Consider the following 21,914-nt stretch of genomic DNA (forward strand, 5'->3'; position numbering starts at 1 on the left):
GGGGCGGGGTCACGGACTGGACGCGCTGCTGGACTCGGAGGCCGGCGGGGTCTCGGTCGGCGGCTCCTCCGTCGGCGGCTCGGTGGGCGGGTCCGGGTCGGTCGGCTTCGGCGTCGTCGTGGTCGGCGACGGCAAGGGCGTCGTCGGCGGGGTCTGCCCGGTCCCGCAGGGCTTGCCGGCGGCCGTGTCGCCTTCGCCCGGCTCCCGGATCGGGGCCGAGCGGCCCGGCGTGGCGCCCGCCCCCGCGGCGGCGGGCGAGGAGGCGCACAGCGGCGATCCCGGCGCGGTCGCCGGCTCCGACGACGGCGGCTCGCTCGGGGTGCCGGACCCGGGCTCGCCCGGGGACACGGGGACCGGCTGACCGTCCGGCCCGCTCGTGGTGGCGGTGCGGTCGGCGTCGGTGGAGTCGTCGTGGCTCTTGCCGGACGGGCCGTTGTTGCCCACCGACTGCTGGATGAGGCTGATCGTCTGCGGCGCGGACACGCCGATGCCGGCGATGGCCACGGCGGCGGCGACGGCCAGCACCGGGCGCGTCCAGCCGGGGGTGAGCCAGTAGCGGGCGACCCGGCGCCGCTCGCTCTGCTCGATGCGGGCCCGGATGCGTTCCAGGCCGTCGCCCGCGGGGATGACCTCGTCCGCCTCCGCGTGCAGGGCACGGCGCAGGATCTCGCTGTGCTCGTCGTCGGGGTGGGTGGTCATGAGAACTGCTCCAGGACGTTGCGTAGCGCGGTCATGCCGCGTGCCGTGTGGCTCTTGACGGCACCGCGGGAGATGCCCATCGCGTTGGCGATCTCCGCTTCGGACAGATCGGCGTAGTAGCGCAGGACGAGCGCCTCGCGCTGCCGGCCGGGGAGCCCCGCGAGCGCGTCGATCACCGCGGACCGCTCCAGTTCCCCGATGGCCCCGGCCTCGGCGCTGGGCGCGTCGGGCAGGCCCTTGGGGGCGTACTTCTCGACCACGGCCCGGTGCCGCAGCACCGACCGGGAGCGGTTGACCACCGACTGGCGCAGGTAGGACAGGGCCTTGTCGGGGTCGCGCAGCCGCCGCCAGCCGCCGTGCATCGCCACGAACGCGTCCTGGACGACCTCCTCGGCCGTCCCGGAGTCGCGGACGAGCATCGCCGCGAGCCGCACGAGCGAACGGTAGTTGGCGCTGTAGAGCGCGGTCACGGCCTGATCGGCGTCCCAGGCGACGGCCACCGCGCCCGCCGCGCCCCTGGCCACGAGGGTCTCGGTCACATCAGTGGGACGCGCGCCCCCGTCGTCGGGTTTACGAAAGGGCATCTTCTGTCTTGCCTCGGTCACCTGTCCGCCGCCTTTGCCGCCCCCCAGCCGTCCGGACGGACGGTGCCTTCGGCGCGGCGCGAAGGGGCGAACCCCGACGGCCGAGGCGAGGCGCGCGTCCTGTACGGGCCGGGGGGAACGCCTGAGTTGCCAACCATAGCCAGTGAGCGGGCGGGACGAGGCGTATCCAGCGGATGTTGATCAAGCGATTTCGGGCCCGCGGCACGGCCGTGGCGGGCCGCGTCCCGCCCAGGTCTCGATAGGATTCCGGAGCGGTCACGGCCGCTGGGAGGAGAGCGATGACGGACTGCCTGTTCTGCAAGATCGTTTCCGGGGACGTGCCGGCCAAGGTCGTCCGGGAGACCGAACGCGTCCTCGCGTTCCGCGACATCAACCCGCAGGCCCCCACGCACGTGCTGGTCATCCCCAAGGAGCACCACCCGTCCGTCGCGGAGCTCGCCGCCACCGACGCCGGGCTGCTGGCCGAGGTGCTCGGGGAGGCCCACCAGGTCGCGGCGGACGAGGGGGCGGCCGAGCCGGGCTACCGGGTGGTGTTCAACACCGGCCCGCAGGCCGGCCAGACGGTGCTCCACGTGCACGCGCACGTGCTCGCCGGGCGCGGCCTCAACTGGCCGCCCGGCTGACCCGCACCGCACCGGGCGCCCGCACCGGCCCTGGGGCCGCCCGCCGTTTCGCGGGCGGCGGCCGGGGCGGGCGGGCGGAAATGCGGCGGCGTGCCGCCGTGGGCGCCCAGTACCATGGATGTGACGGAGGCTGGACACCCGGAGCACACAGAAGGCAGGTCGGAGAGGCCGCAAGGCCCGCTGATGGTCGAATCAACCCAGGCGAAGCGCGGCGGACCGGGTGGCCCGCGCGCCCAGATGAAGATCGTGGTGCCCGACGACCATTCGATGGTGAGCCTCCTCGGCTCCCGGGATGAGTTGCTGCACGTCATCGAGCACGCCTTCCGCAGCGACATCCACGTGCGCGGCAACGAGATCACCGTGACCGGCCCCGAGGCCGAGTCCGAGCTGATCTCCCGGCTCTTCACCGAGCTGGTCGACCTGCTCAGGAGCGGCACCCAGCTCACCCCCGACGCGGTCGAGCGGAGCCTGGCGATGCTGCGCGGCGGGGACGGCGAGAGCCCGGCCGAGGTGCTGACCCTCGACGTGCTGTCCGGACGGGGCCGGACGATCCGCCCGAAGACGGTCAACCAGAAGCGGTACGTCGACGCGATCGACAAGCACACGATCGTGTTCGGCATCGGCCCGGCCGGCACCGGCAAGACCTACCTGGCCATGGCCAAGGCGGTCCGGGCGCTCCAGGACAAGAAGGTCAACCGCATCATCCTGACCCGGCCGGCGGTCGAGGCCGGCGAGCGGCTCGGCTTCCTGCCCGGCACGCTCTACGAGAAGATCGACCCCTACCTGCGCCCGCTGTACGACGCGCTGCACGACATGGTCGACCCCGACTCGATCCCGCGGCTGATGGCGGCCGGCACCATCGAGGTGGCGCCGCTGGCCTACATGCGGGGGCGCACCCTTAACGACTCGTTCATCATCCTCGACGAGGCGCAGAACACCTCGCCCGAGCAGATGAAGATGTTCCTCACCCGGCTCGGCTTCGGCTCCAAGGTGGTGGTGACCGGCGACGTCACCCAGGTCGACCTGCCCAGCGGGAACAAGAGCGGGCTGCGGGTCGTCCAGGACATCCTGGAGGGCGTCGAGGACATCCACTTCTGCCGGCTGAACAGCCGCGACGTCGTCCGGCACAAGCTGGTGACCGACATCGTCGACGCCTACAGCCGGTTCGACGAGTCGCAGGTGGCGGGCATCGAGCAGGGGGCGGCGGGACGCGGCGCGTCCCGCAAGCGGGGGCGTTAGATGAGCATCGAAGTGTTGAACGAGTCCGGGGTCCCGGTCGAGGAGAAGCGGCTCGGCGACCTGGCCCGGCACGTGCTGGACGGGCTGCGCGTGCACCCGCTGGCCGAGCTGTCGGTGCTGCTGGTCGACGAGGACGCGATGACCGAGCTGCACGAGAAGTGGATGGACGAGCCGGGCCCGACCGACGTGCTGTCGTTCCCGATGGACGAGCTGCGGCCCGGCCACATGCCGGGCGGCTCCGACGACGACGACGCCGAGCCTGGGCTGCTCGGCGACGTGGTGCTGTGCCCGGCGGTCGCCGAGCGGCAGGCGCGGACGGCGGGGCACGGCACCCGCGACGAGCTCGAGCTGCTCTGCACGCACGGCATCCTGCACCTGCTCGGCTACGACCACGCCGAGCCCGACGAGCACAAGGAGATGTTCGGCCTCCAGGCTGAGCTGCTCGACTCCTGGCACGCCGCCCGGCGATGAGCACGGCTCAGGGATGGCTGTCGGCCCTGGCGGTGGGCCTGGTCGTCCTCGCCGGGCTGCTCGCCGGCACCGAGACCGCGCTGGCCCGGGTGTCGCGGGTCCGGGTGGAGGAGCTGGTCCGCGACGGGCGCCGCGGCGCCGGACGGCTGGCCGACGTCGTCGCCGACCCGGCCCGCTACCTCAACATGGTGCTGCTGCTGCGGATCGGCTGCGAGCTGGTCGCCACGGTGATCGTGGCCGATCTGTGCATCTCCTGGCTGGACGAGACCTGGCGGGCCTACGTCGTCGCCGCGGTGCTGATGATCGTGGTCAGCTACGTCGCGATCGGGGTCGGCCCCCGCACCCTCGGCCTCCAGCACGCCGAGCGGATCGCGCTGACCGGCGCCGCGGTGATCCACCCGGTGACCCGGGTGTTCGGGCCGCTGCCCCGGCTGCTGATCCTGCTCGGCAACGCGCTGACGCCGGGCCGGGGGTTCCGCGAGGGGCCGTTCGCGTCCGAGGCGGAGCTGCGCGACCTGGTCGACCTCGCCGAGCAGCGCAGCCTGATCGAGCCGGACGAGCGGCAGATGATCCACTCGGTGTTCGAGCTGGGCGACACCCTCGTCCGCGAGGTGATGGTGCCGCGCACCGACATCGTGTTCATCGAGCGCGGCAAGACGCTCCGGCAGGCCATGTCGCTGGCCCTGCGCAGCGGCTTCTCGCGGATCCCGGTGGTCGGCGAGAACGAGGACGACGTGGTCGGCATCGCCTACCTCAAGGACATCGTCCGGCGCGGCCACGAGCACCGCGAGGTCGAGTCGGTGGAGGCGGTCGAGTCGGTGATGCGCCCGGCCACCTACGTGCCCGACAGCAAGCCGATCGACGAGCTGCTGCGGGAGATGCAGGCCCGGCAGATCCACCTGGCCATCGTGATCGACGAGTACGGCGGCACCGCCGGGCTGGTCACCATCGAGGACATCCTCGAGGAGATCGTCGGAGAGATCGCCGACGAGTACGACGTGGAGGCCCCGCGGGTCGAGTGGCTCCCGGACGGCGCGGCCCGGGTCACCGCCCGGCTGCCGGTGGAGGATCTGGCCGAGCTGTTCGACGTCGAGCTCGACGTCGAGGAGGTCGAGACCGTGGGCGGGCTGCTGGCGCACGCGCTCGGCCGGGTGCCGATCGAGGGCTCCACCGCCGAGGTCGGCGCGGACGGCGCGGACGGCGCGCCGGGGCTGTCGCTCAAGGCCGAGAGCATCGCCGGGCGCCGCAACCGGATCGGCGCCGTGCTGGTGCGCCGGGTCGGCGGGCGCCCGCCGGGTGCGAGCGCGGCGGGGGACCGCACCTCCGGAGAACGCCGCGGCGCCGCTGGGCACGCCCGGTAGTCGCATTTGCGCGAAGGGTTAACTTCATTACCCGGCGGGAACGTTCTGGCGCGTTGAGGGATTCGGGGGGATCTCATGCCGCGCACCGTCCGGTACGTCGCGTTCGCCGCCTGCGCGGCGCTGGGCGTCGCCGGCCCGGCCCTCACCGACTGCGGCGGCGCCCCACCGCGCACAGGGGCGGGTTCCGCGGTCCTGGCGGCGGCCGTCCTGACCGGACGCGACGTCCCGCCGGAGTTCCTGCCCGCCGAAGACCAGCACCCCTTCGACGGGCTCCGGCCGGACGACCCGTACTGCGCCCGCCTGCTGAGGATCACCGGCGCCATCCGCGCCCGCGACTTCGGCGGGGACGGCGGCTCACCCGAAGCGCACGCCGCGTTCTACCGCCTGGAACCCGAGGCGACCCTGGTCCAGCACGTGTTCCGGCTGCCGTCCGGGAAGGCCGCCGCGGCCGTCGACAGGGGCCGCAGGGCGGTCGCGGGCTGCCCCCGGCTCACGTTCACGTTCGGCTACCGGGGGATCGGCATGCGCCGGGCGCTGCTGCGGCGTCCGGCGGCCGTCCCCGACGCGTTCGCGGTGCGCTACTGGTCCGGGCCGGGCCCGCAGCCGGTCGCCCTCGACATGATCATGGCGCGGACGGCTGACGACCTGCTCGTCCTCGCCGCCCCCGGCGCCCTCGGCGCCGGGGGCGCGCACGGCTTCGAGGGGATCGCCGCGAAGGCCATCGCCAAGCTCGCCGCCCTGCGCGGGACGACCCCGCCACAGGCCGGCGCGCCATGACCCCGCGCGCCATGATCAGGCGGGCCCGGCGAGGGTCCGGCGGTCAGCCGACGGTCGAGCGGAGCGTCCCGTCGGGAGCGGCGAGGAAGACCGGGGCCTTGGCACCCAGGTCGCGCACGGCCGCCACATCGGACGCGGCGACGCCGTCACCGCCCGTGACGAGGGCCGCGGCCTCCAGGTCCTCGGCGCCACTGGACACCGCCATGGCCACCGCCACCTGGAGGGCGGTCAGCTTCAACGACGGCAGGTCGACGCTGGTCGCCGAGTAGGTCCGCCCGGTCTCGTCCCGCACGGCCGCCCCCTCGGCGGCCCCGGTACGCGCCCGCGCGGACCGCGCCAGCGTAATGATCTTCTCGTCCTCACCGCTCAGCTCACTCACGCCCCCAGCCTAGAACCCCCGTGCGGTCCTCGCTTCGCTGCGGTGGGCGCCCCCCAGGCCCCCGTCGAAGGGCCAGGCGGTCCTTGCTCCGCTCCGGTCCGGCTGGCCGGTTTTTCCCTGGGGGCGACCCCCAGACCCCCGTCGAAGGGCCAGGCGGTCCTCGCTCCGCTCCGGTCCGGCTGGCCGGTTTTTCCCTGGGGGCGACCCCCAGACCCCCGTCGAAGGGCCAGGCGGTCCTCGCTCCGCTCCGGTCCGGCTGGCCGGTTTTTCCCTGGGGGCGACCCCCAGACCCCCGTCGAAGGGCCAGGCGGTCCTCGCTCCGCTCCGGTCCGGCTGGCCGGTTTCTCCCTGGGGGCGACCCCCAGACCCCCGCCGAAGGGCCAGGCGGTCCTCGCTCCGCTCCGGTCCGGCTGGCCCGATGGCCGATGTGATCGGTCGGGTAGGCGACAATTGGGGGGTGACAGCGCTGGGAGACACGACGACCGAACGACCGCCCGAGGGTTTCCGGTCCGGGTTCGCCTGCTTCATCGGACGCCCCAACGTGGGCAAGTCGACCCTGATGAACGCCCTGGTCGGCACCAAGGTGGCGATCACCAGCAGCCGGCCGCAGACCACCCGGCGGGCGATCCGCGGGATCGTGCACCGCCCCGACGCCCAGCTGATCGTCGTCGACACCCCCGGCCTGCACAAGCCCCGCACGCTGCTCGGCGAGCGGCTCGACAGCCTGGTCCGCTCCACCCTCACCGAGGTCGACGCGATCGGCTTCTGCGTCCCCGCCGACCAGACGGTCGGGCCCGGCGACCGGTTCATCGCCCGCGAGCTCGCCGGGGTCAAGGGGACCCCGATCGTCGCGATCGTCACCAAGACCGACACCACGCCCCCGGAGCAGGTCGCCGAGCAGCTTCTGGCCGTCGGCCGGCTGGGCGAGTTCGCCGACATCGTGCCCTGCTCGGCGCGCGACGGGTTCCAGGTCGGGCTCGTCGGCGACCTGCTGATCTCGCACCTGCCCGAGGGCATGCCGCTCTACCCCGAGGGCGACCTCACCGACGAACCCGAGCAGACGCTGGTGGCGGAGCTGATCCGCGAGGCGGCGCTGGAGGGCGTCCGGGACGAGCTGCCGCACTCGATCGCCGTCGTGGTCGACGAGATGGCCCCCCGCGAGGGACGCGAGGACCTCATGGACGTCTACGCCCACCTCTTCGTCGAACGGCCCAGCCAGAAGGCCATCGTCATCGGCACCAAGGGCGCCCGGCTCCGCGACGTCGGCACCCGCGCCCGGCAGCAGATCGAGGCCCTGCTCGGCACCAAGGTCTTCCTCGACCTGCGGATCAAGGTCCTCAAGGACTGGCAGCGCGACCCCAAGCAGCTCCGCCGCCTCGGCTTCTACGACTGATCCCGCCTCAGGCGTCGGGCGGCGTCCAGCCTTCGGGCTGCGACCGGCCCTCCTCGCCGGTCCGGCTCCCGCCCTCGGCCGAGGGCGGCGCCGGTTCGGGCTCGGCCTCGCCGGACGGGCGATCGGACGCGGCGGGCGCCTCGTCCGGGACGGGCCGCTCGGCCGGAGGACCCTCAGGCTCGGCCTCGGGACGGGGCGCGAGGTAGGGGGACGCCGCCGGGACGCCGCGGCGGGTCAGGCGGCTGGTGACGGGGTGCGCCAGGCTCAAGCCGATGACGAGCAGGGACGTCGCCACCGCCACGTACCAGCCGTACCGCAGGCCGATCTGGTAGCCGACGCCCAGGCCCTCGTCCGGCATGTGGTCGCGGACGTCGCCGAGGCGCAGCACGAACAGGCCGCAGGCCAGCAGCGTCAGCGTGCCGGTGATGGCGCCGAGCGCGGTGATGCGCGGGTCGGCGAAGCCCCAGAAGGTCATCGCGATGGTCACCAGCGCCAGCACGGGCACGCTGATCACCAGGTCGTCGGCGTCGATCCCGGCGACGGTGCCGAGGTTGCGGCTGAGGGGACGGCCGAACAGGTCGACGACCACCAGGGCCTGCGCCCACGGCAGGAACGCCGACACGAGCTGGACCGCCGCCGCCGCGATCAGCGCGATGCTCCAGCCGGTGCCCCGGCGCCGCGGCTCCGGGACGGCCGCCAGGGCGAACGCGGGCGGCGGCGGGTGCCGGTCGACGTGCGGAAGGAAGTCGGGACGCGGGCCCACCGGGGCCGGCTCCGGGTGGGCACCCTCACCTACGGAACCGAGGTCACCAGTCATGGATCCAGCGTAGAGGGGCGCGTCCGGTTCGCCGGGGCGGCCACGGCGGGGCGCGCTGGTCGATGGTGCGGAACGACGCCCGCTTTGATGGACGGAGTCCGGTGTCGTGGTTTTTGAGGGTGTCGGTGTCCGCTGTGAGCCTCATCACCGATTCGGCGGTGCGCTGACCCGAGGCCGGCCGGAGTGCTGCACTCGTCGAAGGGAGGACGGCCGATGCCCGCACCCGCCGAGCGGAGCGAGATCATGTGCACCCTGCGGAACGCCGGGACGGCGCTGGTCCGCGCCCCCGCGCCGCGCCTGGCCGAGGGGATCGTCACGCACGTCGAGCGCCGTCCGGTCGACACCGGGCTGGCCGCGCGGCAGCACCGGGCATACGTCACTGCGCTGCGGTCCGCCGGCTGGCGGGTCCGCGCGGTGCCCGACAGCCCGTCGCCGGACGGGGTGTTCGTGGAGGACACCGTGGTGGTGTGCGGCGATCTGGCCGTGCTCGCGCGGTCCGGTGAGGCCGGCCGCCGGGGCGAGGTGGCGGGGGTGGAGCGCGCGGTGCGCGATCTCGGGTTGCGGGTCGCGCGGATCGAGACGCCCGGGACGCTCGACGGCGGCGACGTGCTGCGGGCCGGGAACACCGTCTACGTCGGGCACGGAGCCCGTACCAACGCCGACGGGATCTGCCAGCTCGCGACCCTGCTGGGCGGACGGCGCGTCGTGCCGGTCGGCACCCGCGGCTGCCTGCACCTGAAGTCGGCGGTGACCGCACTGCCGGACGGGACGCTGATCGGGGTCCCCGAGCTGGTCGACACGTCCGCGCTGCCGGGGCTGCGGGTCGCACCCGAGCCAGCGGGCGCGCACGTAGTGGTGCTCGGGCCCGACCACGTGCTGCTGTCGGCCTCGGCGCCGCGCACCGCGCGGCGGCTCGCGGCCGACGGGCTGCGGGTGACGAGCGTGGACATCAGCGAGTTCGAGGCGCTGGAGGGCTGCGTCACCTGCCTCTCGGTGCTGGTGCCCTGATCCGGCGCGCGGGTGCGGCCGCGTTGATCGTCGGGCCCTGGCCGGCGCCGGGGCTCCGCACCCGCTCGCCCTCGCGATCAGGGGAATGACCTGGGGGTCCAGGGGTGTTGATGGGACGGGTGAGTGGCCACGAGTCTCAGCATGCGGGACGCGGTTTCCGTAGCTCGGATGGCGTCTGTTAGTTTGGTAGGCGTGTTGCGTGAGCTGCTCCTCCTTAGTGGCCGCAGCGGGGGCCTGTAACAGGTCGGCTCCCTCGCTGCGGGACAACGCCGTGAGCGTCGGCCGGAGGATCGAGCAGAGGGAAACCACCGGATGTATCCGCAACAGCAGACCTCGGGCATGCCCTTCGAGCGCTACAGCCCGTTCGCACCCGTCAAGCTGGCCGACCGCACCTGGCCGGACGCCGTGATCACCGAGGCCCCGCGCTGGTGCGCGGTGGACCTGCGGGACGGCAACCAGGCGCTGATCGATCCGATGGACCCGCAGCGCAAGCTGCGGATGTTCCAGCTCCTGGTCGGGATGGGCTACAAGGAGATCGAGGTCGGCTTCCCGGCGGCCAGCCAGACCGACTTCGACTTCGTCCGGCAGATCATCGAAGAGGGCCTGGTCCCCGATGACGTGGTGATCCAGGTGCTGACCCAGGCCCGGCCCGAGCTGATCGAGCGGACCTTCGAGTCGGTGCGCGGCGCCAAGCAGGCCATCGTGCACCTGTACAACTCCACCAGCACGCTCCAGCGGCGCGTCGTCTTCGGGCAGGACCGCGACGGCATCACCGCGATCGCGGTCGAGGGCGCCAAGCTGTGCGCCAAGCTGGCCGAGGACATGGGCGACACCGAGATCTACTTCCAGTACTCGCCCGAGTCGTTCACCGGCACCGAGCTGGACTACGCCGTCGAGGTCTGCAACGCCGTCAACGACGTGTGGCGGCCGACGCCCGACCGGAAGGTCATCCTCAACCTGCCGGCCACGGTCGAGATGGCCACCCCGAACGTGTACGCCGACCAGATCGAATGGATGCACCGCAACCTGGCCTATCGGGACTCGGTCATCCTGTCGCTGCACCCGCACAACGACCGCGGCACCGGGGTCGCCGCCGCCGAGCTCGGCTACATGGCGGGCGCCGACCGGATCGAGGGCTGCCTGTTCGGCAACGGCGAGCGCACCGGGAACGTCTGCCTGGTCACCCTGGGCCTGAACCTGTTCACCCAGGGCGTCGACCCGCAGATCGACTTCTCCGACATCGACGAGGTCCGCCGGACGGTCGAGTACTGCAACCAGCTGCCGGTGCACGAGCGGCACCCCTATGGCGGCGACCTGGTCTACACCGCCTTCTCCGGCTCGCACCAGGACGCGATCAACAAGGGCTTCGACCACCTGGAGCGGGACGCGCGCGAGGCCGGCGTGCCCGTGGAGCGGTTCCACTGGGAGGTCCCGTACCTGCCGATCGACCCCAAGGACGTCGGCCGCTCCTACGAGGCGGTCATCCGGGTCAACAGCCAGTCCGGCAAGGGCGGCGTCGCCTACGTGATGAAGACCGAGCACTCCCTGGAGCTGCCGCGCCGGCTCCAGATCGAGTTCTCCCGGGTGGTGCAGGAGCACACCGACAGCGCCGGCGGCGAGGTCACGCCCGAGCGGATGTGGGAGATCTTCGAGGCCGAGTTCCTGGCCAACGGCCCCCGCGCCGGGCTGCTGGCGCACCGCGCGACCTCCCGGGTGGACGAGAAGGACGCGCTGAGCTGCGACGTCCGGATCGACGGGGAGATCCGCGAGATCGCCGGCGTGGGCAACGGCCCGGTCTCGGCGTTCGAGGCGGCGCTCGCCACGGTGGGCATCCAGGTCCGGGTGCTCGACTACGCCGAGCACGCCATGAGCGCCGGCGGCGACGCCCGCGCCGCGGCCTACGTCGAGTGCGACGTGAACGGCATCTCGGTCTGGGGCGCGGGCATCGACGGCAACATCGTCACCGCCTCCCTCAAGGCGATGCTCTCCGCGGTGAACCGCGTGGCCCGCGTCGCCTGAGCCCGATCGGAGTCTCCCAGCCCACGTCCCGAGGCCGACCGACCCGCGGGTCCTGAGCCGAACCTCTCGGCCCGCGGTCCCGACCGTGTCTTCCGACGCCGCGAAGACGATCGACCCGGTCACCGTGGTGTGAACCACCCGGGTGACCGCTGCTCGGGCCCCGGCCGTGACGACCTCACGGCCGGGGCCTTCGCGCGTCAACCGGAACAGCCCCGACGTGGGCGCGGCCACGCTCCCGTCCGACGCCTCCGCCCGGCTCCTCTGATCCCGCCCCGCGGCCGGGACCTCGATCTCGGCCGCGGGGCCTCAGCGAGCCCGGCCGAGCACGTAATGCACGAGCTCCCGCAACGGCCCGTTGAGCTGGGCCTCACCCACGGCGGTCTCACTGCCGTCGATGTCGATCCGATAGAGGAACTGGTCGGGGATGCGTCCGGGCGGAGGCACCGACCCCAGGTCCACCCGATCGACGAGCCTGGCCAGCACCGGATCGCTGGTGCTGTCGCACTCGCCCCGCTTCTCGATCCCAGCGAACCCGCCGCTGCGGACCACTGTCACCCTCACTCTGTACCCGCTCACCTTCGGGGCGCCCAACCGGCGCCAAAGTGTTCCCGCCCGCCCCCGGGCCGTGTTCCCGCTCGCCTCCCGGCGCCCGAGGGCACCGCGTCGGCTCACTCAGTGTTCCCCGCTCGCCCTCAGGATGTCGCCTACATCGCATGAGGCGTCGCCTTCCCTCTCCGCCATCGGGTCCCATCGCCACCACGCCTCGGAGGCGGTCCGCCTCCGAGGCGCCGAATGGCGTCGCCTTTCTTCGTCGTCGGGCCGGATGCCGCGCCGCTCCGGTCTGGCCACTGTGTCACTCATTCTCCGGCGGGGCGGGCTTCCGGGGCCGGGTCAGGCTTTGAGGCCCACCCCCGCCCAGGCTTCGCGGACCGCGCTCGTCTCGGTGCCCTTCGCGCCGTAGATGCGGGTGGCGGTCTTGACGGTCGCGGTCGCGAAGGCGGTGAACTCGATGTTCTTCGAGAGCGAGCCGCCGGTGAGGGTCTCGTACCAGACCCGGCCCGCCTTCTCCCAGGCGTTGCCGCCGATCGCGGTCGCGGCCAGGTAGAAGGCGTGGTTGGGGATGCCGGAGTTGATGTGGACTCCGCCGTTGTCGCCGCTGGTCTGGACGTACTTGTCCATGTGGGCGGGCTGGGGGTCCTTGCCCAGGCGGGGGTCGTCGTAGGCGGTGCCCGGGGCCTTCATGGACCGCAGGGCGACGCCGTGCACGCCCTCGGCGAGCAGGCCCTCGGCGATCAGCCAGTCGGCCGTGTCGGCGGTCTGCTTCGCGTGCCACTGCTTGATCAGCGAGCCGAAGACGTCGGAGAGCGACTCGTTGAGCGCCCCGGACTGGCCCTGGTAGGCCAGATCGGCGCTGTACTGGGTGATCCCGTGGGTCAGCTCGTGGCCGGTGACGTCGAGCGGGCCGGTGAACGCGGTGAACACCTCGCCGTCGCCGTCGCCGTAGACCATCTGCTCGCCGTTCCAGAAGGCGTTGTCGTAGTCGCGGCCGTAGTGGACGGTGGAGACCATCGGCAGCCCGGCGCCGTCGATGGAGTTGCGCCGGTACGCGGCCTCGAAGAAGTCGAAGGTCGCGCCGAGCCAGTCGTAGGCCTGGTCGACGCCCTTGTCGCCGGTGGTCGCGCCGCCCTCACTGCGGACGGTCTTGCCGGGCAGGCGCTCCTGTCGCTCGGCGTCGTGGATGGTCCGGTCGGGGATGAAGTCCTCGTTGGGCGCGGGCGTGGTGACCATGAGCGTTCTGCGCTCGGTGGCCTGGGCGGCGCTGAGGACGAGGGTGCGGCGGGCTCGGGCGCGGAGGGCGGCGTCGCCGGCGTCGCGGGCGATTCGCTCGAGCATATGCGGGGGCACGATTGCGCATCTCATAGGGCAACGCTGCCAGTTTCATGTGATCCAAACCACAGCTTTGCCGGTACCGGTGCGTCCGATTCCGGTCACTGACCGTAATAGGCGTTCTGTTCCCGGTTGCGGAGGCTCCGGTGGGGTGCGGATCGTGTGCAGATCCGGTGCGGGTGCCCGTACGAGGATCAAGGCACCGCCCCGGGTGCGCCAGAATGGGCGGGTGACCCTTTACCGCGACGAAGGCGTCGTCCTCCGCACCCAGAAGCTGGGCGAGGCCGACCGCATCGTCACGGTGCTGACCCGCCGTGGCGGCCGGATTCGCGCGGCGGCCAAGGGGGTCCGCAAGACCAAGTCCCGGTTCGGGGCGCGGCTGGAGCCGTTCACCCATGTCGACCTCCAGCTGTACGAGCGGCGCTCGCTCGACCTGATCACGCAGGCCGAGACCCTCAGGCCGTACGGGGAGCACCTGGTCACCGACTATCCCCGCTACACCTCGGGCACGGCGATGCTGGAGACCGCCGAGAAGCTCACCAGCGAGGAGGGGGAGCCGGCGCTCCGCCAGTTCCTGCTGCTGGTGGGCGGGCTGCGCACCCTGGCCGAGCGGGGGCACGACCCTCGCCTGGTGCTGGACGCCTACCTGCTGCGGTCGCTGTCGGTCGCGGGCTGGGCGCCCGCGCTCGACGAGTGCTGCCGCTGCGGGACTCGCGGCGGGCTGCGCGGATTCGCCATCGCGTCGGGCGGCGCGGTGTGCGCCCGGTGTCGGCAGCCGGGGGCGGCCACGCCCGCCCCGCCGACGTTCGCGCTGATGCTGGCGCTGCTGCGCGGCGACTGGGAGTACGCCGACGGGAGCGACCCGCGCCACCGGGTGGAGTGCAGCGGCCTCGTCGCCGCCTACCTGCAATGGCATCTGGAGCACGGCATCAGGTCCCTCAGGCATGTGGAGCGCGAGGGCGACCGCCCCAGGGTCGTCGCCCCCGCCCGCGCCCCCGCGCCTGGAGGGGACCTTCCGAACGACCCGGGCTACCCGAACGACCCGGGCTACCCGGACGATCCCGGTTACCCGGACGATCCCGGTTACCCGGACGATCAGGGGTACCCCGGTGATCGGGGCCACCCGGACGGGGCGGGATACCGCGCCGGTCCGGGCGACAGTGACGACACGATCGACAGGGAGAGAGTGTGAGAAGGGCCGTATCGCCTCCGGATCCGCACAGGGACGGCGCCCGTCCGCCGGCGATCCCCACCGACCTGGTGCCCCGGCACGTGGCCATCGTCATGGACGGCAACGGCCGGTGGGCCAAGGGGCACGGGCTCCCGCGCACCGAGGGGCACAAGCGGGGGGAGGACTCCCTCTTCGACGTGATCATGGGGGCGATCGAGCTCGGCGTCCCGTACCTGTCGGCGTACGCCTTCTCCACCGAGAACTGGCGGCGCTCGCCCGAGGAGGTGCGCTTCCTGATGGGCTTCAATCGCGACGTGATCCGGCGCCGCCGCGACCAGCTGAACGCGATGGGCGTGCGGGTGCGGTGGGCGGGACGGCGGCCCAGGCTCTGGCGCAGCGTCATCAGCGAGCTGGAGACCGCCGAGGAGATGACGCGCGACAACGACGTGCTCACCTTGCAGTTCTGCGTGAACTACGGTGGCCGCGCCGAGATCGCCGACGCCGCCGCGGCCATCTCCCGGGACGTGCGGGACGGACGGCTCAACCCGGACAAGATCACCGAGAAGGTGTTCGCCCGCTACCTGTACGAGCCCGGGATTCCCGACGTCGACCTGTTCCTGCGCTCGTCGGGGGAGCAGCGGACCTCCAACTTCCTGCTGTGGCAGTCGGCGTACGCCGAGATGGTCTTCCTCGACACGCTGTGGCCCGACTTCGACCGGCGGCACCTGTGGCACGCCTGCGAGCTCTACGCCTCCCGCGACCGGCGGTACGGCGGGGCGGTGCCCAACCCGGTCGAGCCGGCGCCGGCCGGCTGACCTTCCCGCGGCGACACTTACTCGGCATTCCCTACTTGATTAGTTGCATTAGGGTCCCGGCCTGCGTACGTTCGTTGCCATGCCGCACCAGGTCCTGGAGCCAGTCCGCCCTGAGGTCAGCCCGGTCGCGGGCCGGATCGGCGCCGTGGTCACCCGCGTCCGGCTGTCGGGCGACCTGCCCGAGCGGGTGGTGGCGGAGCTCGGCCGGGCGCTGCTCCGCCACCGGGTGCTCTTCTTCCGCGATCAGCACCACCTCGACGCCGCGGGCCAGGCGCGGTTCGCGCGGCGCCTCGGCGAGCCCGCCGCGTGCTGCGGCCACGGCCGCGCCGACGCGTGGCACACCGACGGCACGTTCGCCGAGCGTCCGCCCAAGGCGATGCTGATGCGCGCGATCGAGGTGCCGCGGCACGGCGGCGACACCGTGTGGGCCAACACCGCCGCGGCGTACGAGGACCTGCCCGCCGAGCTGCGGGAACTGGCCGACCGGCTCTGGGTGCTGCACGGGCACGGGGACGCGCGGGCCGAGCACCCCCTCGTCCGGGTGCATCCCGAGACGGGGGAGCGGGCGATCCTGCTCGGCGGCTTCGCCCGTTCGATCGTGGGCCTGAGCAGCCGGGCCGACTCCGGGGCCCTCATCAGGCTGTTCCAGGAGCACGTCACCCGGCTGGAGAACACCGTCCGGTGGCGCTGGGCGCCCGGTGACGTGGCCGTCTGCGACAACCGGGCGACGCAGCACCGCGTGGTGCAGGACTTCGGCGGCCGGCCGCGGCTGCTGTGGCGGGTCGCCGTCGGCGGCGACGTGCCGGTGCCGGTGCCGGTGGACGGACGGTCCGGCGCGGCCCGTCCACCGGCGGCGGGCGGCTAGACCAGCGCCGCGTCGAGCGTGATCGTGGTGCCGGCCAGCGCCTTGCTGACCGGGCAGCCGGCCTTGGCGTCCTGCGCGGCCTTCTCGAAGTCGCCCGCGGACAGCCCCGGCACGCTGGCGCGGACCGTCAGGTGGATTCCGGTGATGCCCTCGCCGGGCTGGAAGGTGACCTCGGCCTTGGTGTCGACCTTCTCCGGCGGGGTGCCGGCACCGGCCAGGCCGTGCGAGAGCGCCATCGAGTAGCAGGTGGAGTGGGCCGCCGCGATGAGCTCCTCGGGGCTGGTCTTCCCGTTCGGCTCCTCGGCCCGCGACGGCCAGTTCACCTCGAACGTGCCGATCTTCGAGGAATCGAGCGCGACCGTGCCCTGGCCGCCCATCAGCGGCCCTTCCCAATGCGCGTTTGCGGTGCGTGTCGTTGCCATGACGGTGATTGTCCCCCATCGCGGTTCCGCCCGCGCGGCCCCGGTCGCCCGGCGCGGCGGCGGCGCGCGGCCGGACGGCGGAGAGGTGGACGGCGGGGCGGTCAGGCGGCGCAGGCGGCGCAGGTGCCGAAGACCTCGACGGTGTGGGTGATGTTCACGAAGCCGTACTCGGCGCCGATCGCCTCGGCCCAGCGCTCGACCGCCGGGCCCTCGACCTCGACGGTCCGGCCGCAGTCGCGGCAGACCAGGTGGTGGTGGTGCTCCTCGGTGCGGCAGGCGCGGTAGACGGCCTCGCCGTCGTCGGTGCGCAGCACGTCGACCTCGCCGGAGTCGCTGAGCGCCTGGAGCGCCCGGTAGACGGTGGTGAGGCCGATCTTGGAGCCGTCGGCGCGGAGGTCGGCGAAGATGTCCTGCGCGCTGCGGAAGCCCTCGCAGTCGGCCAGCACCTGCCGCACCGCGTTCCGGCGGGTCGTCGTCATCCCCCAAGCACCTCCGCCTCGGCTTCCACACCCGACCGTGCCGCGGCCGGGGCGGCGCGCCTGCGCCGCACCACCGTGCCCCCCACCGCCGCCGCGACGAACACCGCGAGCGCCAGCAGCACGATCGAGGGGCCCGGGGGGAGATCGTACTGGAAGGAGCCCGCCAGCCCCGATACCGCCGACAGTACACCGATGCCCATGGCCAGCAGCATCGTGCTCCTGAACCCCCGGGTGAGCTGCTGCGCCGCCGCGACCGGCACCACCATCAGCGCGCTGACCAGCAGCAACCCGATCGCGCGCATCGCGATCACCACGGTGATCGCGGCGGTGGCGGCGATCAGGATGCTCAGGAACCGGGTCGGCAGGCCCGCCGCGCGCGCCACCTCCTCGTCCTGGCACAGCAGGAACAGCTCGCGGCCGAACAGCGTCACGATGCCGAGCACCACGACCGCCAGCCCGGCCACCACGTACAGGTCGGTGGCCGACACGCTGCTGATCGACCCGAACAGGTACGACTGGAGGCTGGTCCCGCCGCCCTCCGCGCCGGTCAGGATCACGCCGCCGGCCAGCCCGCCGTAGAACAGCAGGGCCAGCACGACGTCGGCGCCGCTGCGGCTGCGGCTGCGCAGCACCTCGATCGCCACCGCGCCGAGCACCGAGACCACCAGCGCGCCGAGGACGGGGGAGGAGCCGGTGAGCAGGCCGAGCCCGATGCCGGTCAGCGCGATGTGGCCGATGCCGTCGCCGAGCAGCGAGAGCTTGCGCTGGACGATGAACGTGCCGACCGCCGGGGCGGTCAGCCCGATGAGCACCGCCATGACCAGGGCGACGCGCATGAAGTCGTACTGGAACATCTCGATCATGCGCTATGTCCCGTCGTCCGGGCCGTCCGGCCGGTGTGGTCCGCGCGGCCGTGCTCGAGGACGAGGGTGCGGGTGATGAGCGGCTCCAGCGGGCCGAGCTCGTGCGCGACCAGGACCACCGTGCGCCCGGCCGCCGCCAGCTCGCGCAGCGTCCCGGCGAGGGCCGCCTGGCTGGCCGCGTCGACGCCCGCGGTGGGCTCGTCCAGCACGAACACGTCCGGCTCGCCCGCCAGCGCGCGGGCGATCAGCACCCGCTGCTGCTGGCCGCCCGACAGCAGGTGCGCCGAGTCGCGCGCGCGTCCGGCCAGGCCGACGGCCTCCAGAGCGCGGTCGACGGCGGCGCGGTCGGCGGCGGAGGTGGGACGCCAGCGGGACTGCCGCGCGACGCGCCCGGACGACACGACCTCCCGGACGGTCGAGGGCACCCCGCCGCCCATCGGCAGCCGCTGCGGGACGTACCCGACGCGCTTCCAGTCGCGGAACCGGGCGGGCGCCGAGCCGTAGATCTCGGTCCGGCCGGCCGACAGCGGGACCAGCCCGAGCAGCGCCTTCACCAGGGTGGACTTGCCGGCGCCGTTGGGGCCCATCACGGCGAGCAGGTCGCCGGGGCCGACCCGCAGGTCGATGCCGTCCAGCACCTCGCGGCCGTCGCGCCGCACCCGGCCGCCGGTCATCTCGAACGGCGCCGTCCCGGCCGCCGCCGTCGTCATGAGCACTCCAGCGCGGGCCGCAGCGTCTCGAGGTTCCTCTTCATGATCGACAAGTAGTCGTCCGGAGAGCCCGGCCCGACGCCCTCGGCGGGGTCCAGGACCGCGGTCCTCACCCGGGCCTCCTTGGCGAGCGTCTCGGCGACCTTCGGGCTGACCAGCGTCTCGGTGAACACCGTGGTCGCGCCCGCCGACCCGATCCGCCCGGTCAGCTCGGCGAGCCGCTTGGGCGACGGCTCGGCGGACGGGTCCACCCCGGCGATCGGGACCTGCCGCAGCCCGTACCGCTCGGCCAGGTACCCGAACGCGGCGTGCGCGGTGACGATCGACGTGCGCTTGCAGGACCTCAGCCCGTCCTTGAAGCTCCGGTCGAGCGCGGTGAGTTCGGCGGCCACCGCCGCGGCGCGGCTCTTGTAGCCGTCGGCGTGCGCGGAGTCGGCCGCGGCGAGCCTGCCGCCGAGGGCGGTGGCGACGGTGGCCATCCGGCTCGGGTCGAGCCAGATATGCGGGTCGTAGTCGACGTCGTGCTCGTGGTCGTGCTCCTCCTCGCCGCCGGACACGGCGGGCAGCGTCGTGACCACGCTCGCCGCGTCGAGCGAGCCGTCCTTGGCGTGCTTGCCCACCGCCTGGTCCACGGCGGGCTGCACGCCCTTGACGTACACCGCGAGGTCGGCCTTGCCGACGGCGCCGACCTGCCGTGGCGTCAGCTCCAGGTCGTGCGGCTCGGCACCGGGCTTGGTGAGGGTCTGCACCGAGGTCTCGGGGCCGCCGATCCGCTCGGCCAGCCAGGCGACGGGGTAGAACGAGGCGACGACCTGGGTCCTGCCGTCCGAGGCCGCGCCGCCGCCGCAGGCGGTCAGCCCGGCGAGACCAGTGAGGGCCAGCGCGGTCAGCGGGAGGACGCGGAACGGCGTACGGGAGGTGAACACCAGCCAAGTATGGATGAAGATGAAAATGATTGTCAAAATCGGTCGATAACGTGACCGACCACGCCCGCCGCCAGGGCCACCAGCGCCGCGACCCGCAGCAGCCGGCCGGGCCGGTCGAGCGCGGGCCAGTTGAGGTAGGCGAACCAGCCCAGCCCCACCAGCAGCGCCAGCAGCCCGGCCGCGCCCACCCAGCCGGACCCGGCCATCCCCGCCAGCAGCAGTGCGAAGACCACCGCGAGCAGCACCCCGCGCGGCAGCCCGTGCAGGTAGAGCACCGGTTTGGCGCTCCACCGCTCCACCATCGACCGCATCCCCGAGGTGTCCTGAGTCTCCATCCGTCTTAACGTACGCCAGGATGGACCGATGATCGCGATTACCCGGTACCGCGTGCCCGCCGAAGAGTCCGACGGCTTCGCCGAGCAGATGGGCGCGGTGCTGGAGACGCTGTCCGGAAGCCAGGGATACCGGTCCGGCCGGCTCGCCCGCACCATCGACGACCCCGGGCTGTGGGCGCTGGTGACCGAATGGGACGGGGCGGGCTTCTACCGCCGCGCGCTCGGCGCCTACGAGGTGCGCGTCCGCTTCATGCCGCTCGCCGTCATGGCGGTGGACGAGCCCGGCGCCTACGAGATCGTCGCCTCCCACTGAGCACCGCCTCCGGCGTCGCCGGGCGGCCCCGCCGGGTCAACGTAGGGCAACCGGCGGCCAATAAGCCGCCGTCCCCGGTTTCGCCCCCGGCCGCGCCGGTGATCACTGCCGCATCGTGATCATCACGTCGCGCGGTCGGCGGGGTAACGACCCGCCCCCTGGGACGCGGCGAACCGGGGGAGTTGTATGCGTTATGGCGCCCTGCTCATCGGACTGCTCGGGACGGCGGCGGCCGTACCGCTCGTCGCCGGCTTCCGGCCGTCCGCCCCGGGGCCCGCGGCCCGGCCGTCCGCCCCGCTGACCGGGACCGTCGCGTACCGGGGGGTGCGCGTTCCGGTCCCCGCGGGCTGGGAGGTGCACCGCCTGGACCGCGACCCGGACCGCTGCGTCCGCTTCGACCGGCACGCGATCTACCTCGGCGGTCCGGGCCCGCGCCCCGACTGCCCGGCCCGGGTGATCGGCGGCACCGAGGCGCTCTGGATCGAGCCCCTCGGCGGAGCGTCCGCCAAGCGCACGGGCGCGGTCCGCGCCGACCGGCTCGCGCGGCACACCGTCCAGGCCACCGGCGCGCATGAGGAGCGGCTGGCCCTGCCCGAGGCGGGCGTCACGATCACCGGTACGTACGGGACGGATCCGGCGGCGCTCCAGCGGACGCTTCGCGCCACCCGCCTCACCACCACCTGGCCGGACGAGCCCGTGCCCACCTCGGAGCCCACGGAGGCCCCCGAGCCCGCGACGACCTCAGGGAGCGCAGGGGACGCGCCGGACGCGGAGCCGAAGTCCGGGCAGGAGGCGCCGCTGCCGAACTGGGCCTCCGGGGAGGGCTTCGACATCTGCGCGGCCCCGGCCGTCTCGACGATGAAGGCTTGGCGGCGCGCCTACGGGATCGCCAATATCTACATCGGCGGCGCGGCCCGCGGCTGCGCCCAGCCCAACCTCACGCGCGCGTGGGTGCGGACCGTCCGGCGCATGGGTTACCGGCTGATCCCCACCTACGTCGGCCTCCAGGCGCCGTGCAGCAAGTACAAGAGCCGTATCACCGCCGCGAACGCCGCGGCGGAGGGGGCGGACGCGGCCGAGGACGCCGTCCGGCGCGCCCGCGCGCTCGGCATACCGCGCCGCCAACCCCTCTACTTCGACATCGAGGGGTACGACACCGGCGACGATGCGTGCAGTGAGGCTGTCATGAGCTTTCTGGACTCCTGGACGACGAAGCTGAAGGCCGCACGGTACGTCCCCGGCGTTTACAGCAGCCTGTCCTCAGGAATCCGCGATCTGGGCAAGGCGCGCGGTATCACCAAGCCCACGGCGATCTGGTTCGCCCACTGGGACGGAGACACCGCCGTCTACGACACCCCCGACCTGCCGGACGAATGGTGGCCGCCGCACCGTCGTATCAAGCAGTACCGCGGCGGGCACAAGGAGAAGCACGGCGGCGTCACCCTCAACGTCGACAGCAACGCGGTCGACGGGCGGGTCTATTGAACGTCCGCCTGGGAAATCCCAGACGGGCCGTATGTTCGCCATGTCCGCGTCCGAGAGGCCGTTCGGGTGCTCTAAGCTGGGGAATGCTCTGGAGCGCCGGGGAAAGACCGCGTTCCACGGCACCACACAGGGGAATCGCACTCGCCTCGGCCCGCCGTCTCCGGCAAGGGCCGAGTCCGCCGCCTTCGTGGCGGAACCCGCTCGCCGTTTCCGCGGCGATGGGGCGTCCGATATCGTCCCGCCGACTGCCAG

Annotated in this window: 24 protein-coding genes and 1 pseudogene; 13 read left to right on the forward strand and 12 right to left on the reverse strand. The window is 73.1% G+C overall.

All coding sequences use genetic code 11. From position 1 onward, the window contains the following. Positions 1–9 precede the first annotated feature (9 nt). Positions 10–699, reverse strand: a complete 690-nt coding sequence (locus OHA34_RS34370) for a hypothetical protein (protein ID WP_329519998.1) — start codon at positions 697–699, stop codon at positions 10–12. Next, positions 696–1,238: a SigE family RNA polymerase sigma factor gene (locus OHA34_RS34375; protein WP_285938568.1), complete on the reverse strand. Its 543-nt coding sequence runs from the start codon at positions 1,236–1,238 to the stop codon at positions 696–698. Before OHA34_RS34375 ends, OHA34_RS34370 begins: the two co-directional genes overlap by 4 nt. Before the next feature lie 344 nt (positions 1,239–1,582). Between OHA34_RS34375 and OHA34_RS34380 the strand changes: the two genes are divergently transcribed. The 5 genes from OHA34_RS34380 to OHA34_RS34400 all read left to right on the forward strand — a co-directional run bounded on the left by OHA34_RS34380 (position 1,583) and on the right by OHA34_RS34400 (position 5,775). Beyond that, complete coding sequence (locus OHA34_RS34380; protein WP_285937145.1) at positions 1,583–1,927, forward strand: histidine triad nucleotide-binding protein; 345 nt, start codon at positions 1,583–1,585, stop codon at positions 1,925–1,927. 183 nt (positions 1,928–2,110) lie between these two features. Further along, positions 2,111–3,166 (forward strand): PhoH family protein, encoded by a 1,056-nt coding sequence (locus OHA34_RS34385; RefSeq protein ID WP_285937144.1) that lies wholly within the window; start codon positions 2,111–2,113, stop codon positions 3,164–3,166. Further along, complete coding sequence (gene ybeY / locus OHA34_RS34390; protein ID WP_329519999.1) at positions 3,167–3,637, forward strand: rRNA maturation RNase YbeY; 471 nt, start codon at positions 3,167–3,169, stop codon at positions 3,635–3,637. Then, a complete protein-coding gene (locus tag OHA34_RS34395) occupies positions 3,634–4,998 on the forward strand; it encodes a hemolysin family protein (RefSeq protein ID WP_329520000.1) in 1,365 nt (454 codons plus the stop codon). Before ybeY ends, OHA34_RS34395 begins: the two co-directional genes overlap by 4 nt. A 75-nt stretch (positions 4,999–5,073) precedes the next feature. Further along, on the forward strand, positions 5,074–5,775 hold the full coding sequence (locus OHA34_RS34400; protein WP_285937140.1) for a hypothetical protein: 702 nt from the start codon (positions 5,074–5,076) through the stop codon (positions 5,773–5,775). 43 nt (positions 5,776–5,818) lie between these two features. On the opposite strand, the gene OHA34_RS34405 is transcribed toward OHA34_RS34400, so the two are convergent. Then, a complete protein-coding gene (locus OHA34_RS34405) occupies positions 5,819–6,154 on the reverse strand; it encodes a cytidine deaminase (RefSeq protein WP_329520001.1) in 336 nt (111 codons plus the stop codon). Between the two features lie 457 nt (positions 6,155–6,611). Here OHA34_RS34405 and era point away from each other — a divergent pair, with 457 nt between their 5' ends. Further along, the gene (gene era / locus OHA34_RS34410; RefSeq protein ID WP_285937138.1) at positions 6,612–7,547 is read left to right on the forward strand and encodes a GTPase Era; all 936 of its coding nucleotides are present in this window, start codon (positions 6,612–6,614) and stop codon (positions 7,545–7,547) included. Positions 7,548–7,554: 7 nt separating this feature from the next. Here the strand turns inward: era and OHA34_RS34415 are convergent, their stop codons facing one another. Beyond that, the gene (locus OHA34_RS34415; RefSeq protein ID WP_329520002.1) at positions 7,555–8,364 is read right to left on the reverse strand and encodes a hypothetical protein; all 810 of its coding nucleotides are present in this window, start codon (positions 8,362–8,364) and stop codon (positions 7,555–7,557) included. A gap of 213 nt (positions 8,365–8,577) precedes the next feature. Between OHA34_RS34415 and ddaH the strand changes: the two genes are divergently transcribed. Together ddaH and leuA are read left to right on the forward strand one after the other, a co-directional pair. Beyond that, positions 8,578–9,372, forward strand: a complete 795-nt coding sequence (gene ddaH / locus OHA34_RS34420; protein WP_285937136.1) for a dimethylargininase — start codon at positions 8,578–8,580, stop codon at positions 9,370–9,372. Positions 9,373–9,684: 312 nt separating this feature from the next. Further along, positions 9,685–11,391 (forward strand): 2-isopropylmalate synthase, encoded by a 1,707-nt coding sequence (gene leuA / locus OHA34_RS34425; RefSeq protein WP_285937135.1) that lies wholly within the window; start codon positions 9,685–9,687, stop codon positions 11,389–11,391. Between the two features lie 306 nt (positions 11,392–11,697). Here leuA and OHA34_RS34430 read toward each other — a convergent pair whose 3' ends face one another. Together OHA34_RS34430 and OHA34_RS34435 are read right to left on the reverse strand one after the other, a co-directional pair. Further along, positions 11,698–11,952, reverse strand: coding sequence for a protealysin inhibitor emfourin (locus tag OHA34_RS34430; RefSeq protein ID WP_285937134.1), 255 nt, complete (start codon positions 11,950–11,952; stop codon positions 11,698–11,700). A gap of 330 nt (positions 11,953–12,282) precedes the next feature. Continuing rightward, on the reverse strand, positions 12,283–13,284 hold the full coding sequence (locus tag OHA34_RS34435) for a M4 family metallopeptidase (protein ID WP_329520003.1): 1,002 nt from the start codon (positions 13,282–13,284) through the stop codon (positions 12,283–12,285). Positions 13,285–13,507: 223 nt separating this feature from the next. On the opposite strand from OHA34_RS34435, the pseudogene recO reads away from it, so the two are divergent. The 3 genes and pseudogenes from recO to OHA34_RS34450 all read left to right on the forward strand — a co-directional run. Then, a pseudogene (gene recO, locus OHA34_RS34440) lies at positions 13,508–14,233 on the forward strand (DNA repair protein RecO); the annotation flags it as partial. Between the two features lie 233 nt (positions 14,234–14,466). Beyond that, positions 14,467–15,264, forward strand: coding sequence for an isoprenyl transferase (locus OHA34_RS34445; RefSeq protein WP_285937132.1), 798 nt, complete (start codon positions 14,467–14,469; stop codon positions 15,262–15,264). A 79-nt stretch (positions 15,265–15,343) separates the two neighbouring features. Continuing rightward, positions 15,344–16,129 carry a TauD/TfdA dioxygenase family protein gene (locus tag OHA34_RS34450; protein WP_329520004.1) on the forward strand — a complete coding sequence of 262 codons (786 nt, stop codon included), beginning with the start codon at positions 15,344–15,346 and terminating at the stop codon, positions 16,127–16,129. On the opposite strand, the gene OHA34_RS34455 is transcribed toward OHA34_RS34450, so the two are convergent. From OHA34_RS34455 to OHA34_RS34480, 6 genes are all read right to left on the reverse strand, one after another. After that, entirely contained in the window at positions 16,126–16,551 is a 426-nt protein-coding gene (locus OHA34_RS34455; protein ID WP_285937130.1) for an OsmC family protein, read from the reverse strand. The genes OHA34_RS34450 and OHA34_RS34455 overlap by 4 nt on opposite strands. Before the next feature lie 101 nt (positions 16,552–16,652). Beyond that, a complete protein-coding gene (locus tag OHA34_RS34460; RefSeq protein ID WP_285937129.1) occupies positions 16,653–17,030 on the reverse strand; it encodes a Fur family transcriptional regulator in 378 nt (125 codons plus the stop codon). Continuing rightward, positions 17,027–17,893, reverse strand: coding sequence for a metal ABC transporter permease (locus tag OHA34_RS34465; RefSeq protein ID WP_285937128.1), 867 nt, complete (start codon positions 17,891–17,893; stop codon positions 17,027–17,029). The genes OHA34_RS34460 and OHA34_RS34465 overlap by 4 nt, the downstream gene beginning before the upstream one ends. Then, complete coding sequence (locus OHA34_RS34470) at positions 17,890–18,603, reverse strand: metal ABC transporter ATP-binding protein (protein WP_329520005.1); 714 nt, start codon at positions 18,601–18,603, stop codon at positions 17,890–17,892. The genes OHA34_RS34465 and OHA34_RS34470 overlap by 4 nt, the downstream gene beginning before the upstream one ends. Continuing rightward, positions 18,600–19,529 carry a metal ABC transporter substrate-binding protein gene (locus tag OHA34_RS34475; RefSeq protein ID WP_329520006.1) on the reverse strand — a complete coding sequence of 310 codons (930 nt, stop codon included), beginning with the start codon at positions 19,527–19,529 and terminating at the stop codon, positions 18,600–18,602. The genes OHA34_RS34470 and OHA34_RS34475 overlap by 4 nt, the downstream gene beginning before the upstream one ends. Positions 19,530–19,561: 32 nt before the next feature. Then, positions 19,562–19,864 (reverse strand): DUF6703 family protein, encoded by a 303-nt coding sequence (locus OHA34_RS34480; protein WP_329520007.1) that lies wholly within the window; start codon positions 19,862–19,864, stop codon positions 19,562–19,564. A 28-nt stretch (positions 19,865–19,892) separates the two neighbouring features. On the opposite strand from OHA34_RS34480, the gene OHA34_RS34485 reads away from it, so the two are divergent. Beyond that, a complete protein-coding gene (locus OHA34_RS34485; protein WP_285937124.1) occupies positions 19,893–20,177 on the forward strand; it encodes an antibiotic biosynthesis monooxygenase family protein in 285 nt (94 codons plus the stop codon). A 186-nt stretch (positions 20,178–20,363) separates the two neighbouring features. Beyond that, positions 20,364–21,662 (forward strand): DUF1906 domain-containing protein, encoded by a 1,299-nt coding sequence (locus tag OHA34_RS34490; RefSeq protein WP_329520008.1) that lies wholly within the window; start codon positions 20,364–20,366, stop codon positions 21,660–21,662. Positions 21,663–21,914: the final 252 nt, after the last annotated feature.

It is taken from the genome of Spirillospora sp. NBC_01491 (assembly GCF_036227065.1).
GTDB classification, from domain to species: Bacteria; Actinomycetota; Actinomycetes; order Streptosporangiales; family Streptosporangiaceae; genus Spirillospora; species Spirillospora xylanilytica.